The organism is Bacteroides sp. MSB163 (genome assembly GCF_036416795.1).
In the GTDB taxonomy this organism is placed as follows: Bacteria; Bacteroidota; Bacteroidia; order Bacteroidales; family Bacteroidaceae; genus Bacteroides; species Bacteroides maternus.
The window spans coordinates 5,709,579-5,727,852 of the sequence record NZ_CP143867.1 but is presented as its reverse complement, the minus strand read 5'-3'; the positions used below and the strand labels follow the sequence as shown (position 1 = coordinate 5,727,852).

Here is an 18,274-nt window from a genome sequence, read left to right as displayed (position 1 = left end):
TAGTCACCATTGATGTAACAACCAAATATCCGAATATAACGGTAGCTTTTTTATTTCACCTCAACCAAAACAAACTATTAATTTACAGCGATTTACATTTTACCCACAAATATAGGATACATTTTGGTTGATATTATATATCAATAAAATAGACCTGAAAGGTAACTTATAAATCATTTGATTCTTAAGTTGATGTAGCAAAGGCATAAAAAAAAGAGTAACCCCAACGGACTACTCTTAAAAAATGATGAATAAAATGAAGTATCGTTATACCTCTTAATACTTAAAGAATCAGTATATATAACTTTGAATAAGCAAATCTTACTCATGTCATATATCAATAAATATCTCATTCATTTTCATATCACGCATATATCTTTCCGAATAAGACATCGGTGAAGGATTGAGATAATAACCCCTACATACGTGAGGCAAACCATTTTCCTTTAAGCAATCTTCAAAGAAAGCATCAATTAAAGAGATTACAGAAGTACATGAAGATACTTCGCAAATAGACACCTTCTGTTGGTATTTAACCGACATTTCTGATACAAAACTTTTTAAAGTAGTAAAATCGCACTGTTCTTTACGCTTATTAAAATTGACGACAGCAAAGGTAAGCAAATAACCCTTATTCATACAGTAACCGAATATTGGAATATAACGGAAATCCTTTTCTATAATATCTGTTTGTAGTTCTTTTATTACTCCTTTCTCTACGCAATCAATATCATTAACTCCTATCAGTACAAATCCATGCTGTAAACAGCTCCATAGATTCTTAACTATCATTTCGTCAAGTAAAACCAACGGTTGTTTATTATTAGTGGAAATCCCACATATTTCTTCTATAAAGTTCATACTAATTTATAGTTATATCTTTTGATAACCCCCAAATGCTATCCTTACTTATTATGCTATAAGTAACCAACTCCTGATTATCTTCCAAGCTAATGCGTTCTTTCACTGAATTTATATCATTTTCAGGTATAATGTATTCAGGTATTTCAGGTGTATTTTCCTCTTCGCTACAAGCCGTAAAAAGCGTTGCAAACAATGTAGTCAGTAAAAGTATCTTCTTCATAATAATATTCTATCTTTTAGTATTTACTTTATATGGTTTCAAATTAAACTCTTCCGCTTCCACTGAAATCTTATATTCCATCTTGGGATTCAGGTTCACAATGTTGTTTCCCGTATTCAGTTCTATGTCACTGACCTTTCTTCCGTCTTGGAAGCATGAAACAACTCCCGTTTCTGTTGCATCATCCTTTATATTGATGATTAACTTTCCCTTATCCAAACGAATGTCAATGGGATTGGGTGACACATAACCAAAGTATGTCAAGTTCTTGGATAAGCCCCACTGTTTGTCATACTTATAATTCAAATAATATTTCTTGCTTGGTGCGACAATCTTTGCATCCTTAAACTTCATGCCAAATGAATTTTCCGCAATCTTTGGTTGCGTTGCAGAGGTTACAATGATGCTGTCAAGATTGGTATTTATTGCTCTATCCTTGATAATGTCAGAATTGAAAGCATTCTCACCAATGGATTCAAGATTTTCAGGAAGATAAATTCTTGTTGATATGGTGTTGACAAACGCATTATCCTTAATCGTTTTAAGGTTCTTCAAGTTGGAGAGGTAGATATAACCATCGAATAAGTCGTTCCAAAAACGTTTTGCGTTTGGTTTATCAGGATTTCCACTATCATTGTGAGACGAATCATCCCATTGTTCTTCTGAATCCAAGTAAAGGTCAATGATGTTCGCAAGAGCATACTCACCAATTGAAGTTATATTCTTCGGTAAGATGATTGACTTATATTGTGGCTTTTTATTCAATTTCTTGTTGTTATAACTTTTATCAAAGGCATAAGGTGGTATCTCCCCATCAGGATATTCATGATAGCCGTTTAGAGTACCATTTTCGCCCTTATAACCACGAATTTCAATATCACCACACATTCTAACTTCATACAAGTTTGGAAGGCTGTCACGCATGAATTTGAAGTCCTCTGCTGTCAGGTATGTATGATGCCAAGTTCCATCTTCGGGATTCTGCCAATCACCATAAATAAGCATATTAATTGTTTTCTTATAATCTTCATAATTTGGTTCAATACCATATTCATCCCAATAACCTTCACTTGGGTTATACCAAGTTTGCACTTTATATTGAAGTGATTCATGAGGATATTTTTCACCCATCATAATCATTGCACTTCCCCATCCAGGTCCATTACCAAGGTCAAATTCTTCATCCCCTTTTGTATTCGGGTTTAATCCTCTTGTGTTGACATTATCAATCTTGTACGTTTCAATCTTCATGGACGAAGTTTGTGCATTTGCCAATGGAAGCACAAGCATTCCAAAAAGCAATGTAAAAAGCAGTTTCTTAATCATATAATATTAATTTAAAAGTTATATATTATCTATACTGTTTATATTATCTATTGTTGTAGGTACATTTTGTACCACATCTTGTATTACATTTTGTCAATATACATATTCCAATGTAAGTGTTCCATAAACATAGTTATGCTTTTCTCCCACTCTTGGAGCAATATACCTAAGTTTTGTAATCAAATCCCCATTCTTTTCATATTCATAATGTTCACGAAACTCAGGTTGAAGATGTTTATATCTTTTCAAACTATCTTCGTCACCTTTTAATATAAGATTGGTGTTCTTTCCGCACCATTCTGTACCAAATACAACATCCATTGTATAATCCCTGCCATAACAATAAAATATGAGAAAATTAAGGTTCAAATTTGTATTGTTTATTACTTCTGATTCAGGATAATAGACAAAATTTGCTTTTCCAGGAAATTCATTATCATCATTACGAATTACTTTATCTGAAATTATATTTCCATTTTCCCAATTGATTGTTGTAACTGTTTTACTACTCCAATCTTTATCCATATTCTCACTTGTCGTTTGTGTCAGCTTTACAAGTTCCCTATTCTCGTTGTAAAACAATTGAAACGCTTGTACTAATTTATTTTGAGATGGTGCATACCAATTAATATAAGAAATTAAATTATCTTCATTAAAATTGTATTTACAAATCGCACTGAAATTCTGTTTTTCATTTACATATCGAATGAAATTCAGTGTTTTTTCTCCTTTGGAATTATAAGAGATAGAATATATTTCTTTGTATTTCTTACCACTAAGCACATAACTTTTTGTAACTACTTTTAAATTCCCATTTGGATAATATTCTAAATCCATTTTAAATGAACTATAGCCTCCATATACTTTCCATACAGCGGTTTTTACCATATATTGCCCGTGGGCATTAGTTGTTTGAGCTTTTATGCTTAAATAAAAAAGACTTAGTATCACTAATGTAATATACTTCATAATCATTGTTTGGTTAATACACATATTCAATCAAGTAATATCCTTTGGAGTAAGAACTATTCTTTTTATTGATTCTCTTCAATAGATTACCTTCATAAATGTAATCGAAAGAATTGTCACCACTTTCTTTTAAAACCAAGTTTTTAGGCTTCTTACCACACCACTCAGTCGCAAACAATATATGCGCATTATATGGGTGGGCAGTATGTTTTGTTAGTGATACCAAATTAATGTTGGTATTATCTTTTTTATCAGTATAATGGGTTTTAAAATCTTGTGTATAACCATCATCATTAGTATAGCGAAAACCTACCACATTGCCATTTTCCCAAGTATATTCCTCGTAGTTATGGATTTTATACCGATTACCCCCTTTCTCCTCAAATAAATCATCAATGCTTTTTAAATCTCCATTATCGTAATATATTAATGTAAAAAGAGTTCCTGCTTCTACACCTTTTGTAGAATAATCATATAGTTTGTCTATATATCCTTGTTCATTAAAAGTAAATTCACATTTGGTATAGGGGTCTTGTTTGCCATTCACATAAGAAATGAATTGATACCGATTATTGGAAAGGGTAAAAATTTCAACTGTCTTGTTCTTGAAATTCTGATAATACTCTTTCCGTACTTCAATCAGGTTTCCATCATCGTTATACTTGAAATGATACCACTTATCCCCTTTGTTGCCAACCTCTTTTTGAGTAAAAGCATTAACCCAATGTATGCTTTTCACCATATACTCACCTTTGTTATTCGTTTTCTGAGCGAATACGCATACACTGACACTTGTTAAAATGATTATTACTAAAATATTTTTCATACTTCTGTATTTTTAAGTGCTCGTTAATGACTATCGTTTATTATTTCATTTGAAATCTGTTTCAAATTGACAAACAGAGAATTATCACCAACCTTCCCATATCCTTTTAAATGTTCGGGAGAAGAAAAAGAAAGTTCAAAGACAATTTTCTCATTTTGATTCTCGCCAACTAACTGTAATGATTTCTCAGAAATTAATTGTCCTACCAAATCTAATACCGTACCATACTTTATATTTTGATATTCACCATTTATCATGCCATTTGACAAAACGCCAAAATCCACCTTTATAGGAAAACCTTTCATATCGCCCTCATAGCGATAAAAATATCCTTCCAACAATCTTGCATTTTCGCTTCTTCGCTCTATTGGGGGATTTTCCTCTTCATCAACAGTCCTTTTAGTCCCACCCAAATCCACTAATTTATCACCGTCATATTTGAAGACATGGTTATCTTTCACAGCAATTCTTTTTCCGTCATTCATTCTCTTCATATATTCAATGCGATAGGCATGTATTTCTCCATTGTTTATATTTTCAACAAAGAACATAGTATATAATTTTGTTGCAACAGCAAGTTTGTAAGATTTACCATTATTCAGAAAACAAAATATATAGGACTTGTCTTCATAATCATTGTCGGATATTTCTTTCGCACTCGGAGTAACGTACGCATTAACTACCGCATCATCTATACCGTCACCATCCAAATCCCCAATAAAGATATTATACCCTTCACTGCACTTTTCTAACGGAATAAGCTCTCTATCACCTTTGTAGTGTTTCCAATGTCGCAGAAATGCTTCTTTTATATCCGTTTCTGTCAGTTTTTTTATCGTTTCTGTATTCTTAATGGGGATTTCCCGTTTAAACGTATCACGTTGTTCGTTATTGGTCTGTTGTATGCCCGTGACGTTTTCTTTATTTTCATTCTGACGATTACCAACCTTATATCCAACATACACAATAAATAGGATAGTAAGAACCGCAGCAACACCCCAATATACTCTTTTGCCACTTTTTAAAATTGAAACATTGGATGTTTGCTCGCATTTCTCTGTTTCATTCTTGGATGAAGTATTTGCCGTCTGTACATTCTCGTTAGTCGGTGTGCCACACATGGGACACGCTTCCGACATGGCAGACATTTGGCAACCACACTTTTTACATGTAATGTATTCCACTTCCTATTTAATTTTAGTTGAGACCTTGTTAGTAATTAACAGAATGATACTTTGTACTGCAAGAGACAATACTATTACCAATAGAAACCAATTGTTTTCAAAAGTTTTGGAAGAAAACAATGATAATACAAACTCTATAGCTCCCAATATGGAAAACAGTACATGTAACGATATTTTAAAACCATCTTTCAATGTCACCACATTCAAACAAAATAATAACGCAGTAGTAGCGACTATAACCAAACTACTGACAAACAAGTTGAACACTTCATAAGATGGAAGTATCAAGCCAAACAGTAGATTGGCAACTAAAAGGATTATTCCTATTACTATTATAATCTGTTTCATAGCCGATAAAATTACATGGTTGGTAACTTGGGAGGTAACTCATTGAAGAAAGACGAAAATTCAGGAAGTTGGGATATAAATCCCCAATTAGCCATCCCCTTTTTCCAAATTAAAGTATTTCCCTGAATTGTCCCGTTTTCAATATTCACTTTAATAGTATTGAAGTCAAAAGCCCCTTGTTGCTGCCCATTGACCGCAATATAATATTCTTGGACGGGCAATGGGGGAGGCACTGTTAATGATGGGGGATTAACATTTAATGTGTTCATCGCCATACTACCGACTTGATTACCTATATTTAGTCCCATTCCAATTCCAACGCCTGAGCTGACAAGCCCACCTCCTTCATTGGAAGCCGCATTCTCCAAAACATTGAAACTACGCTCCATTTGGTACACATCCTTTCCCGTTATTTTTAAACGTGCTGCCAAGTCTTTAGCTTCTTTCAAACGGATAAAACTTGGGTCGTTCTCTTGAACATTAATTCCTATTACATTGAAATTTTCAAGTTTAAGTCCGTACTTCTCAAATTCAACGCCAATGCGTTGTTGGCAAAATTCGGATATGTCACTTATGTGTGAATTTATATTAATCACCGATATTCCATCTTGGGACAATTTTTCTGAAACAATATTTGTCAGTTTAGACATTATAATCCCCCTAAAATAATTGGTAAGTTTCTCTACAGTGAACGAAGTCATATTGCTTACCAAACTTTCCAAGAATTGTCGTGGGCTGATAATTTTAAACCCATACTGTCCAAATGCCCTTATTGGTACGATAATCCCATATTTCGGGTCTTCAATCTGTATCGGGCTTGCTGTACCCCATTTACAATCAAGAATGGCTATTTGATTGATAAACCAAACCTCCGCTTTAAAAGGTGTCTGCCCATTGAAAGGAAGATTTATCAGTTTACCCAATAACGGAATGTTCTCCGTTTTTAAAGTGTATGTACCACAAATAAATTCATCCAAAATCACACCGCCTTTTACAAAAAAAGCTGTCTGAGTTGGATATACAACTAATTGCGAACCTAATCGCAAATTTTCAGACGAAAACTTGTACACAAGTTCCTTGTCGTTTACCTCACACTTAATTACATCAAAAAGATTCATATTTTATACCTCCTTATCGCTAATGCAGTCCAAATACAACCTACGGGAACGGCTAACAAACAAAGAATAAGACACAAAACAAATTTATTGTAGAAAAAGCCAAATGAATTAATAAAAAAGATAGCACCCAAAAGGCACAAAACCGACCAAAAAACAGACCAACCATTAAATATTTTAGGAGAGCCTTTTTCTACAATCCTATCACCATCCATTTTTATTGTAAAGAAGTGGTTTACACCTATATCTTCCATCCCATAATAGAGGTCAAATTTACCTGTACCTTTAGATTCTATTCTATCATATCGGCAAGGTGCAATTTCTTCCCCCGTCAATTTAAACAACCCCCAATTCTCTCCATTACCCAACTTTATTCCTGCCTTTATCCAATTACTTTCTATAATAACTTTATCATAGACACATGGTAAGATTTCCGTTTTACTCTCTATGTTATATACTCCATTCTTCCCTTCTTTGCTAACAATTACATTAGGGAGAAAATCAGAAACAAACGAATATATACGTGGTAATACTTCTTGGTAGGTCTTTATATCATACAATCCTGATACAAACGACTCTCCATCCATCTTGGTAAAAGTTATGTACCGTTCTCTGTTTCCACATGTACGGATAGAAAAATGAATACAAGGATAAATTTCATGCCCACTTACATCAAATACTCCATATTTACCGTCTTTAGCAACTTTTATATACTTGTCATATTGTAGAGTTTTATCTTTACAAAATAGTGGTATAATTCCTCGCTCATCGTAAATACATGGGAGTATTTCTACTCCATTGGAGTTTATAATCCCCCATTTTCCCTTCAATTTCACCTTAATTAACCCCTTGGGATTGTATACCGCACGCCCAATCTCTTCATATCCTATATCCCTTATATCATCAAATTGGAAATCAATAAGAAATTTGCAATCATCATTCAGTAAAGCCCATTTTCCTTTTCTACAAATGGCAAATAGTCCTTCTATTCTAATTGTACTAACAATATTGTCGTATTCCAACCCAACTCGTAAATCACCATTCCTATCAATAAGCCCAAATCTTTGTCCTATTGAAACAATAGCAAGTTTTCCATGATACTCACCAACAGTCTGATACTTGGATATTTTTTCTGCATATTGTTCGCCTGAAATAGTTTTCTTTTCCGTTTTCGGGAATCCTTTTTCAAGCATTGGAGTAGATAACTGTATGACTGAACCACAATATTCACATATAGAGCCAACGCCCCCCAATCCACCACAAAAGGGGCAAGCAATTTTTTCTTGTGCCATAATATTCGCAAGAATCTGTTTCCCGTAGGCTCAAAAAGGAAGGATTATAAAAAAAGAAGTGTGAGCCTGAATAGACTTATTCCCAACCTTTGATTGGCTCTCGACTGCCGTGTAACAAATTGAGTAATAAGAAAACAGCTCACACCTTTGGCTGTATATGTTGTTTAAAAACATATATAACAAACCAAAGGAAGAACGTTCTTTATTATTCCATGTTACACAAAGATGAGGTGTCGAGATTCATCAAAGTGGAATAAAGCTAAAACGCTTCCTATAAATTATTATGTCTGTCATTGCGATGCAATGACAATGCAAATATAAATATAAAAAGCGAACTTAGCAACGTTCTGTGAACTGTTTGGGGAACAAATATATACTAAAAGGTCAAACAATCATAGGTTTGGAGTAATTCTTCTGTACGAAGCCCCAAATACCGTTTGGTAATAGCCACAGAACTGTGATTGAATAACTCCATCAACTTTATTAAGGCAAGTTCCGCATTCTCGCCATTCATATTATAAACTTGTCGTCCAAAAGTTTTACGTAAACTGTGACAACTGAAATTTTTAATTGACAAATCATATTTTGTTTTAATCTCCTTTAAAATCACATTGATACGCTGCACAGTGAATACACTTCCCTTTTGGCTGACAAGTATAGGAGCATCTACACCAATGGGGTGAATTTGTTGGTAACAGTCCGAAATATGCCTTTTCAATTGTGGGTTAATCCGTATGGTTCTACTTTTTCCCGTTTTCTTCTCAATAATACAAAATTCATCCACATGCAAAATCTGCTTCCAACGTAAAGCCAATATATCGGAAACTCTTAGTCCCCAAAAACAACCGATTGAAACGAACAAAGACATTTGAAATTTGCCATCCCGATATAGGGTGCGAATTAAATTCATTGCTTCTTTCCATTCTAAATAGTCACTTGTTGTTTGACTGTATTTTAAGCTCATAAATGTTCAATTTTGTTAGTTCTTAAATAAAAGTGAATATCATATCAATACCTCAAAATAGCAAAATTATTTAAGTTGTTGGTATTCAATATAATATTCACTTTGTGCATTAGTGAATATTAAAATACTCTTTTAATTAGTCACCACAATAAAAATTGTTACCTCTTCCATATCCCATTGCATAAGAAAGAGTTTCTGAATCAATTCCTTTATACCAATTCTCATTTGTCTTGGCTTCTTTTCTTTCGTTGTGCGCTTTCCAACTTGCGGCTATCATGGCATCAAGCTTTGCAGCTTTCTCTTCACGAACCTGAACAGCATTTTTTTCCCAACGCCATGCAGCTTTTAGACATTCACCCCAAGAACGTCCTCTGCGTTGAAAATCATTTCGATAAAGTTTATGTGCATCTCTCATTACTTGTTGTTTATTATATCGTTTCATATCTCCTACGTTTTAATAACAATGCAAAAATATGACATATATTTAATACATGCAATTTATTTGCGCTAGAAATAGTTAAAAACATGACATTTATTCATCTTATGTCATATAATTAGTATTTTTGCAAAAAACTTTTGCATTATGGAAGAAAAAGAGAAAAAAGAAAGGACTGTTATTCACCTTAATATAAAAACGAATGATACTCACCACTATTTTGGAAGCATCGCCAATGTATTTGAATACTTTTCATCCGAAGAACTTGGAATCACCTACGGCTCATTAAGAAATTATGGGCTTTCTTATGATAATCCATACCAAAATAGCAAATGTATCATCAGAAAAGGAACACTTTTGTCAAAATCAGGAAATAGAGGTAAAAAATAAATAGCCAACAGTTTACACACCTACAAAACTACATTATTAAGCCTATACAAACAAGCAATAAGTTACTAATTATAAGATATATAAGATGAATTACATAATATAAAAAAAGAAAACATATTCTATATACCGTACTTGCGTGTTTTTCTTTAACTCAAAAAGACTTTTTTGTCAATTCTAATTAAAAAAGTGGTGGTAATATGTTCTAAGTTGTATATTTGCATTGAAAATACTTGAATAGGAATCCTTTCAAGTCAGTGCGTAGATAAAAGGCTACTGCACAATAATATAAAATGATTAATAACGACAAAAAGAAAATCACGCTTGGCGTTAGCGTGCAAAAATTCAAGAACAAACCTGATAATTGGAAAGTATTAACCTATAAACGCCATACAATAACCATAGAGGAACTTGTAAACCTTATTTGCAAAGGGCATTGCATTTGTCAAAACTTCAAAACAACAAGTGAAATATTTGGACTTAGAGAAAAAACGATTGCCAATTTTGACTTTGCAGACTGCGTAGTATTGGATATTGACGATACGTTTCTATCTATGAACGACTTCTATTTATCATTAAAAGATGAACATAAGCCAACCATCATTTATACTACGTATAGCAATATTGATAACATAAATAATAGATTTAGACTGATTTATGTCTTTAACGAACCAATAAGAAGCAATGAATATTATAGGGGCATAGCTAATACTATTGTTTATAATATCCAAAAAGAGATTGAAGGTTTTGATTTAAAGGACAAAACATGTTTGAATAGTTCTCAGCAATTCGCAGGCAATGGCAATGATAACATTGTATATTATTATAATGATAATATATTTTGTCCTACGGATTTTGGATTTGATGAAAATTATTTTTCCAATTCAGATAGTATATTAAAAAAAGAGAGGAAGAACAACATACAAACTGACTTGGAAAGTCCGATTGCTAATTCTGAATTTATGAAGGACTTTTGGAGTATGGGATATAAAATGAATGAAGAAATTTTCATACGTAAGTATGCCGAAAAATACCCATTTATTGAAGCTACCCCATTACCTGAAACAGATTCGGACATACCTTATATATTGCTGCCCGACAATTATGTAAAGATTACCCGATATTGGTATAAAGAGCCACTAACCAAAGGTGACGGAACAATTGTCTATAAAAGCCATGCAGTTAAATTAAAATCAGGACACAGACGAAAACTGTTATATGATGGTTGTTTACTCCGCAAGATTATGCTGCCGAGTATTACAATGGAACATCTGTTGTATTGTCTTGTATGTGAGCGCAGATACTACGTCGATAACCAAGATAAGGTCATTTCCAACAAGATACTATATCAGATTACAAAAGACGCTTGGAATGATACCAAACGAAGTATTAATCCAAAGAAAGAAGAAAAACAGTTTGTTGTTAATCCCAAGTATTGTGAGAAATACGGAATAAGCAAACAAGCAGCCCGAAACATAGCTGCTAAAATGCTAATGGACTTACAGCTTAAACAATTATACGATACGAATTTATCAATTAAAGAGAATTTGGAATCACTGAAAAATCAGGGCATTAAAATCGGCAAAAGCAGTCTCTACAATTGGGTGAAATCACAAAAAATATAGCAAAAATTGGGACTCCACAAAGCAAACCACATGTAAAATATCCCCCATAGGGAGGACTTCCTCCTCCCTGAGTGAGGGGTTACGGTGGTATCTGTACTTATTGTTATGGTTGATTTTCCCAAGAACCTTCAATCGTTTCTTCTTGTATTGGTTGATTCTCCCAAGAACCTTCAATCGCTTCTTCTTGTATTGGTTCATTTTCCCATATTCTTAAGTTTGATTCAACTTTTCTTTTTATATTAAAATCGCCTAAATATGATTTCTCTAATGTTTTTAAATCATGTCCTGCCATATTTGCAATTTCCTCTAATGTTGCTCCTTTATCATTCAAAACATTTAAAGCCGTATGTCGTGCGGCATAGTATGTAATCCTTTTTTCTGTTAGCGAAGTTGGTGCATTATGGATGGTTGCAATGTAATCATTTAGCGCATCGGCTAAGGTGTTCCAATAGTTCGACATTCTGCTATATATTTGCTTCTTACTTAATTGAGAGTAAGTTTTTTTGTCGAATACGTTTAAAATGAAATCGTCTTCTTTTTTTTTGAAACCTACCTCATCATAATAATAGGGATATAATAGGGAATCAATAATATAACAAGGTAATTTAATATTAACTTCTCTTTTTGTCTTTTGTCTCAATAATTGTACTGAGTAATATTCAATGATTTGATTTTTATTATTGTATTCTTTCATGTATTGGGAATCTTTAATTCTTGTGTAATCAAGTGGCATTTTTTTGTATTGTTTACGTTTTAAATCCTTCATTCGTAAATGTGATAAGTCGATGGGGGCTAATCCGTCAAATGCAACCATAATTAAAAAGATATTTATCGCATTAAAATAGCTATTATTATTAAAGGTGTACGGTTCATTTAGCCAATTATTTAAATGTTCGTTTGTACCGATACTATATAGATGTTGAAGAAAAGTAAATCCTTCAAGGTCTAATGTCCTTTTTTCAATGATGCTTGTGTAGGCTCTCTTGTTATAAGATATTGGTTTATAACTTAAAATATGCCCCTCTGTGAATCCCCAATTATATGTTGTAATAAATCGTTTGATTAATTCTTTGGCTTGTTTAACCCCTTTATCTTTTAAGTTTTCCTCTAAAGTTGCAAACCATGTTTTATTAATTGATTTGATTGCGATTTCATTTCCATAGATTTTAATCAAAGCATTTTTTAATTGTCTATATTTTCTTGCACTACCTTCCTCGTATGTTTGTATTTTGGCATCAAGTAAATCAAAGAAATTAGTGTATATTGGAATAGTATCGTTGTCGTCAATTTCATTATATATAGCTGTAATTTCTTCATGGGATGCGAGAAGGTCTAAGTCGTATGGACGGTTGATTGTATCGAACTCTGTCACTCTTTGTAAGATTCGTAGATATTCGTCATTGACAATTTTATTTTTCTCTTTATATTTTTTGTCTTGACACTTAACAGCAAGTTTTTCTTTATTCCAATATTCGGCTTTGGTAGAAACTCCCGTCATTACTAATTTGGCTTTTTTATGGTGGATTCTAATGGCGATAGGGTGTTCTCCATTCGTTAATGTTTTACTTTTGAATAACTCTTTTCTGACTTTCATAATCCTATTTTTCGGGGTTCAATTTTATTTTGGTTTAAAGTTGGTTTAAACTTTTATGGTTTAAACTGAGTGATTTTAACTATTGGCAAAAATAGGAATAAATTTTGTAATATACAATATAACAGTATGTTATAAACGAAAAATGCCAACGTGATTCCCATCAAATTGGCATTCAAATAAACTTGGCAGAGTTTATTGTTCCTTACTTTCTTTGAAGCAGAGTGGATGAATGAAATGATGGGACGGTTTGCCCGTTTCATTAGACTCAACGCTTTTTCCTCGAAAGCAGTGATAAAAACAGTGCATGGCAGGTCTTCTGACTTGTTTCTGTTGCCAAGCGCCTTCCCGGAAGCGGACTTCCAGTGGCTATTGGTAGTTTGCCTGCAACCTATCATGAAACTTACAGCAGCGGGACTGTTCAGGATTTGCACCTGATTCCCTTTTAATTACCGTCTCCGAACAAAGACAGTAAACCAATGCATCGCAAAGATAAGGAAAAAAGTGATTAGTGGTTAGTGATAAGTGATTATTTTTTTATGCAATCACAAACCGCTAATCATTAATCACTTACCACTAACCACTTCTTACTTTTCCTTTGCCAGCGTGAATACGAATTCCAATCCGCCACCCTGGTTGTTCTTGGCCGAAATGGTACCTCCATGGATGATTACCGAGTTCTTTACGATAGCCAATCCCAATCCTGTGCCGCCCAGTTTGCGTGAGCGTCCTTTATCTACCCGGTAGAAGCGTTCGAATAAGCGGTTCAGATGTTCGGGAGAGACACCTACGCCGGTATCGGCAAAACTGAAATAGTAGAAATTCTCGTCCTCGCGGAAACAGCTGATGTTGATGCGTATATCCGTGCCTGCATAGGCAATGGCATTGTCCATCAGGTTGCGGAAAATGGAGTATAGCAGGGAGTAGTTTCCCCGTAGTTGTATCTTCGGTTTTAGGGAGTTGATTACGGTGATATGCTTTTCTTCCAGTTCCAGGGATACCTCGTTTACGATATTGCCTACCAACAGGCTGATGTCTACTTTCTCCATGTCGATCATGTTGGCGGCTTCGTCCATACGCGTTAATACGGAGATGTCGCGTAGCAGGCGGCTTAGCCGATTGCTTTGAGCATAGCATCGCTCCAGGAATGTCTGCATCTTCTCCCGGGAGATGTTTTCATTGTTGACGATGGTTTCCAAATAGCCCTGTATACTGCTGACCGGAGTCTTCAGTTCATGTGCGATGTTCTGTGTCAACTGGCGTTTCAGGCGTATCTGCTCTTCCTCCTGGGTGACGTCGTTGATGGATATCTCGAAGCTTAAGTCCTGGAATATAATACATTCCACAATAAACATACGTCCATTCTTATTGATGCTGATAGACATACGCTTTTCTTCCTTGCCCGGACGCTTGGGAGTCTTGTTGATGAAATCCGTGATTTTCTGGAACTCACTGATGGAGAATATTTCCTCTGTTGTTTGCAGGTTGGAGTCCGAAATCAGGTTGCTATACTGTGTAAACAGGTTGTTGACCAGGATTTCTTTCTTGTCCTTATTGAATACGCCCAATCCTTCATGCGAGGTTTGTAAGTGGGTGATCAATTTCTCCCGTTCAATGTATAGCGCCTCTTTGGTTTCTCGCAGTCGCTTGTATATCTGGATGATATGCTGTGAAATCTCTCCCAGTTCGTTGTGTGGGAAGGCGGATTGCATATCTGTTTCCACAGGCTCATTCTTATCGGCACGTTTGGCAAACTCGCGTAGCTGATTGATGGCTGTCCCCAGTTTAGAGGTGAATTTGTAGAAGATGAAAATTAATAGTAATGATACGATGAGGGTAAACCAGATGTAGTGCTGGTCTGCTGCAAGGTGTCTTACAAGGTTCAGATCATAGGGGAGGGCGGAACGTATAATGTAGCCTTCATAGAGTGTGGCAGAATAGAAGTAGGGCACTCCTGTTGTTTCGGAAGTACGGCGTACATCATATCCTTTTCCTTCTGCCAACGCTTTTTGCACTTCCGGGCGATTGATGTGATTGCCTAACTTCTGATTTTCGAAGCTGTCATATAATACGTCACCTTGTACATCAACTACTGTAATACGTAAATCCTGTTTGATGTACTTTTGCAGGTATCGTTCCAAAGTAGTGTTCCATAAGCTGTCCGGAATGTGGGCAAGCTCCTGGTGCAACCGTTCATTATAATCCTGTAGCTGTATATCCAGCAGATCTATCTTATATTCTTTTTCACGCTGGTATTGATATGCCAGGAAGCATCCGGCAAATACCAGAAACAGTGAAATGACCGAAAGAAATAACTTCCGGCTGAACGACAGGAAATGTGTGGTATTATTCAGCTTCGAAGCAGTATCCATATCCTAAGCGAGTTACGATGCATTTACCATAAATACCTATTTTCTTACGCAAACGGGTGATATTCACATCGATGGTGCGGTCCAACACATAGACCTCGTCGCTCCATATCCGTGCCAGTATATCTTCGCGGGAGAATACGCGTCCCTTGCTCTGGAGGAGTAAAAGCAATATCTCAAATTCTTTTTTGGTAAGAGGGGCTTCTTCCCCGTCGATGCTTACTTTCTTTTTTACAATATCAATGACTAACGTCTTGTAGCAGATTTGCTCCGGTGCCCGTTCCGGTTCTCCTTGCTGGGTACGACGCAATACAGCTTTGACGCGTGCGATGACTTCACGCAGAGAGAAAGGTTTGGAGATGTAATCGTCAGCTCCCAGATTGAAGCCGGTTACCGTATCATTTTCCGTATCCTTGGCAGTGATGAATATAATAGGTACTTGAGCGGTCTTCTTATCTTTTTTTAGTAAGCTGGCCATTTTGAAACCGGATATTTCTCCCATCATCACGTCCAGTAGCAACAAGCTGTAGCTACCGATATCCATTTTCAACGCCTCTTCGGCGGAGTGGGCCGTGTCCACTTCATACCCTTCATTTTCAAGGTTGAATTTCAGGATCTCGCAAAGGTCCTCTTCATCGTCTACAACTAAAATACGATAATCGTTCATTACTTTTTCTAATTAATATGAGGTATTCAAAACAAATTCTCTTACCACAAAGTTATACTTTATTTCTTTTCAGCGACAAAGGTGCGGTGTTTTTGTTACGGGAAAGTGAAACACGTGTTACAATTCAGTTACATTTTAGTGTGTGCTGAAGGTAATCCGGTCCGTATCAACTCCGTATCCGGTCCGTATTAACTCCGTATCGGGTTCGTATCAGGTCTAAGCGTATAGGTACGGAGATGGTACGGACCTGACACGGAGTTGGTAAGGCTTTGACACGGTTTTGGTAAGGTGAAGAACTGTAAACTATTACTTTTACATCCTAGTTTTTCAGTTTTTATACTTACCTTTGTCTTAATATAAATAACATTGGTATGAAAGAGTTGACTAATATAAATTTTTGGCGATATAAATGGCGTTTGCCCGCTCTGATAGCTTTATTGGTGGTTGTTGTGGCAGGTTCCTTTTGGCTGAATACGGCTCCGTTCCGTTCCGGGTTTGAGATAACGGATGAGTTGGGAGGCAACATCTTTCCTTCCAGTATTCTTTCTGTAGCGACGACGGATGCGCAAGTCATCGTTCCGGCTGATTCTTTATATGTGGGTAATTCTAAATCCTGCATTTCTATCCGGATTCGTTCGGGGAAGGCGTATAGCAGAGTACGTATTGAAGTTGCTGAAACTCCGTTCTTTTCCCGTTCCGTATCTGAGTTTGTGTTGGCTAAACCACGGACGGAATATACGATCTATCCCGATATTATCTGGAATTACGAAGCGCTGAAGAATAATAACCAGGCGGAACCGGTTAGTGTGGCTGTTAAGGTAGAAATGAATGATAAGGATTTGGGGCAACGGGTTCGTACTTTTTCTGTTCGCAGCATCAATGAATGTCTGTTGGGGTATGTTACGAATGGGACTAAGTTTCATGATACAGGAATTTTCTTTGCGGCATACGTTAATGAGGAGAATCCGATGATTGACAAATTGTTGCGTGAAGCACTGAATACCCGTATTGTCAATCGTTTCTTGGGCTATCAAGGTGGCAATGCTGAAGTGGTGGACAAGCAAGTCTATGCTTTATGGAACGTGCTTCAAAAGCGTAATTTCCGTTACAGTTCTGTTTCCAATACCAGTCTGTCTAGTAATGTGGTCTTTTCCCAGCGGGTTCGCACGTTCGATGATGCATTGGAGTCTTCGCAGATTAACTGTGTGGATGGTAGCGTACTGTTTGCTTCCCTGCTTCGTGCCATTAATATAGAGCCCATATTGGTTCGTACTCCGGGACATATGTTTGTGGGGTATTATACAGATGCCGGTCGCAAGAATATGAACTTCCTTGAAACTACCATGATTGGTGATGTGGATCTGGATGATTTCTTTCCGGATGAGAAGCTAGACTCAACGATGGTGGGTAAATCACAGAATCAGATGTCACGTCTCACATTTGATAAGTCTAAGCAATATGCTAATAATAAGTATAAGCAAAATAAAGAAGGCATCCACTCCGGTAAATTGAACTATATGTTTCTGGAAATTTCTAAGGATGTGAGAAGGAAGATACAGCCGATAGGAAAGTAAAATTATTTTTGTGATTTGTGAATTAAGTACTTTGGGAACTTGGTAGGCTCTCTCTATTGATCGCCTTAGCTGAATACGGAGAAGACATCCCAAACAATGCAAGCAACATAAAAGATAAGCAATAATTGTTTTTCATAAGCTTTATGATTTGGATTTGTTTGCAAATTTATAAATAAATTTAATATTTATCATGTGTTATGTATTAAAAATGTGTAAATGAATACTAATATATTTGTTTTTATGCTTTAGCAAAGAATATCTTTTTATTTTAGTAATAAAAATGTTTTTCCATGGAATTCTAAGTTGATGTCTATTTTTAAATATTGGCTAAAAAGTATGAATATATAGGGCTTTATTGTATGAAATATACGAAAAACAAGAGTTTTTCTTTCTATTTGATATTATATATTTGGTACTATATATAAGATCATTTGTGTTTTCTATATATAAATTCAACATATAAATATTAAATATGATAGAAAGTGAATATTGAAATCTGAAAATACAACTACCTAAT

16 protein-coding genes and 1 riboswitch are annotated in these 18,274 nt (G+C 35.2%); of the genes, 3 read left to right on the top strand and 13 right to left on the bottom strand.

Annotated features, from left to right (window positions below):
• Positions 1-330 precede the first annotated feature (330 nt).
• The 10 genes from VYM24_RS22595 to VYM24_RS22550 all read right to left on the bottom strand — a co-directional run bounded on the left by VYM24_RS22595 (position 331) and on the right by VYM24_RS22550 (position 9,550).
• Positions 331-861 (bottom strand): hypothetical protein, encoded by a 531-nt coding sequence (locus VYM24_RS22595; RefSeq protein ID WP_301221011.1) that lies wholly within the window; start codon positions 859-861, stop codon positions 331-333.
• A gap of 1 nt (position 862) precedes the next feature.
• Positions 863-1,084: a hypothetical protein gene (locus tag VYM24_RS22590; protein WP_016275721.1), complete on the bottom strand. Its 222-nt coding sequence runs from the start codon at positions 1,082-1,084 to the stop codon at positions 863-865.
• Positions 1,085-1,093: 9 nt separating this feature from the next.
• Positions 1,094-2,410 carry a leucine-rich repeat protein gene (locus VYM24_RS22585; protein ID WP_301221012.1) on the bottom strand — a complete coding sequence of 439 codons (1,317 nt, stop codon included), beginning with the start codon at positions 2,408-2,410 and terminating at the stop codon, positions 1,094-1,096.
• A 93-nt stretch (positions 2,411-2,503) separates the two neighbouring features.
• Positions 2,504-3,379 (bottom strand): hypothetical protein, encoded by an 876-nt coding sequence (locus VYM24_RS22580; protein ID WP_016275723.1) that lies wholly within the window; start codon positions 3,377-3,379, stop codon positions 2,504-2,506.
• A gap of 13 nt (positions 3,380-3,392) precedes the next feature.
• The gene (locus tag VYM24_RS22575) at positions 3,393-4,205 is read right to left on the bottom strand and encodes a hypothetical protein (protein ID WP_151875141.1); all 813 of its coding nucleotides are present in this window, start codon (positions 4,203-4,205) and stop codon (positions 3,393-3,395) included.
• 23 nt (positions 4,206-4,228) lie between these two features.
• Complete coding sequence (locus VYM24_RS22570) at positions 4,229-5,389, bottom strand: zinc ribbon domain-containing protein (RefSeq protein WP_240058541.1); 1,161 nt, start codon at positions 5,387-5,389, stop codon at positions 4,229-4,231.
• A gap of 359 nt (positions 5,390-5,748) precedes the next feature.
• Positions 5,749-6,855, bottom strand: coding sequence for an SPFH domain-containing protein (locus VYM24_RS22565; RefSeq protein ID WP_151875142.1), 1,107 nt, complete (start codon positions 6,853-6,855; stop codon positions 5,749-5,751).
• The gene (locus VYM24_RS22560; RefSeq protein ID WP_301221013.1) at positions 6,852-8,144 is read right to left on the bottom strand and encodes a WG repeat-containing protein; all 1,293 of its coding nucleotides are present in this window, start codon (positions 8,142-8,144) and stop codon (positions 6,852-6,854) included. The genes VYM24_RS22565 and VYM24_RS22560 overlap by 4 nt, the downstream gene beginning before the upstream one ends.
• Positions 8,145-8,520: 376 nt before the next feature.
• Positions 8,521-9,108 (bottom strand): tyrosine-type recombinase/integrase, encoded by a 588-nt coding sequence (locus tag VYM24_RS22555; RefSeq protein ID WP_151875144.1) that lies wholly within the window; start codon positions 9,106-9,108, stop codon positions 8,521-8,523.
• Positions 9,109-9,244: 136 nt separating this feature from the next.
• Positions 9,245-9,550, bottom strand: coding sequence for a hypothetical protein (locus tag VYM24_RS22550; RefSeq protein WP_250708743.1), 306 nt, complete (start codon positions 9,548-9,550; stop codon positions 9,245-9,247).
• A gap of 141 nt (positions 9,551-9,691) precedes the next feature.
• Between VYM24_RS22550 and VYM24_RS22545 the strand changes: the two genes are divergently transcribed.
• The gene (locus tag VYM24_RS22545; RefSeq protein ID WP_330940987.1) at positions 9,692-9,934 is read left to right on the top strand and encodes a hypothetical protein; all 243 of its coding nucleotides are present in this window, start codon (positions 9,692-9,694) and stop codon (positions 9,932-9,934) included.
• Between the two features lie 290 nt (positions 9,935-10,224).
• Positions 10,225-11,556 (top strand): hypothetical protein, encoded by a 1,332-nt coding sequence (locus VYM24_RS22540; protein ID WP_301221016.1) that lies wholly within the window; start codon positions 10,225-10,227, stop codon positions 11,554-11,556.
• A gap of 103 nt (positions 11,557-11,659) precedes the next feature.
• On the opposite strand, the gene VYM24_RS22535 is transcribed toward VYM24_RS22540, so the two are convergent.
• The 3 genes from VYM24_RS22535 to VYM24_RS22525 all read right to left on the bottom strand — a co-directional run bounded on the left by VYM24_RS22535 (position 11,660) and on the right by VYM24_RS22525 (position 16,183).
• The gene (locus VYM24_RS22535; protein WP_196005134.1) at positions 11,660-13,150 is read right to left on the bottom strand and encodes an Arm DNA-binding domain-containing protein; all 1,491 of its coding nucleotides are present in this window, start codon (positions 13,148-13,150) and stop codon (positions 11,660-11,662) included.
• 289 nt (positions 13,151-13,439) lie between these two features.
• A riboswitch (cobalamin riboswitch) is annotated at positions 13,440-13,644 on the bottom strand.
• A gap of 90 nt (positions 13,645-13,734) precedes the next feature.
• Complete coding sequence (locus VYM24_RS22530; RefSeq protein WP_291552354.1) at positions 13,735-15,519, bottom strand: two-component system sensor histidine kinase PhoR; 1,785 nt, start codon at positions 15,517-15,519, stop codon at positions 13,735-13,737.
• On the bottom strand, positions 15,494-16,183 hold the full coding sequence (locus tag VYM24_RS22525) for a two-component system response regulator PhoB (RefSeq protein ID WP_299087687.1): 690 nt from the start codon (positions 16,181-16,183) through the stop codon (positions 15,494-15,496). The genes VYM24_RS22530 and VYM24_RS22525 overlap by 26 nt, the downstream gene beginning before the upstream one ends.
• A gap of 371 nt (positions 16,184-16,554) precedes the next feature.
• On the opposite strand from VYM24_RS22525, the gene VYM24_RS22520 reads away from it, so the two are divergent.
• The gene (locus tag VYM24_RS22520; RefSeq protein ID WP_044264371.1) at positions 16,555-17,757 is read left to right on the top strand and encodes a hypothetical protein; all 1,203 of its coding nucleotides are present in this window, start codon (positions 16,555-16,557) and stop codon (positions 17,755-17,757) included.
• Positions 17,758-18,274: the final 517 nt, after the last annotated feature.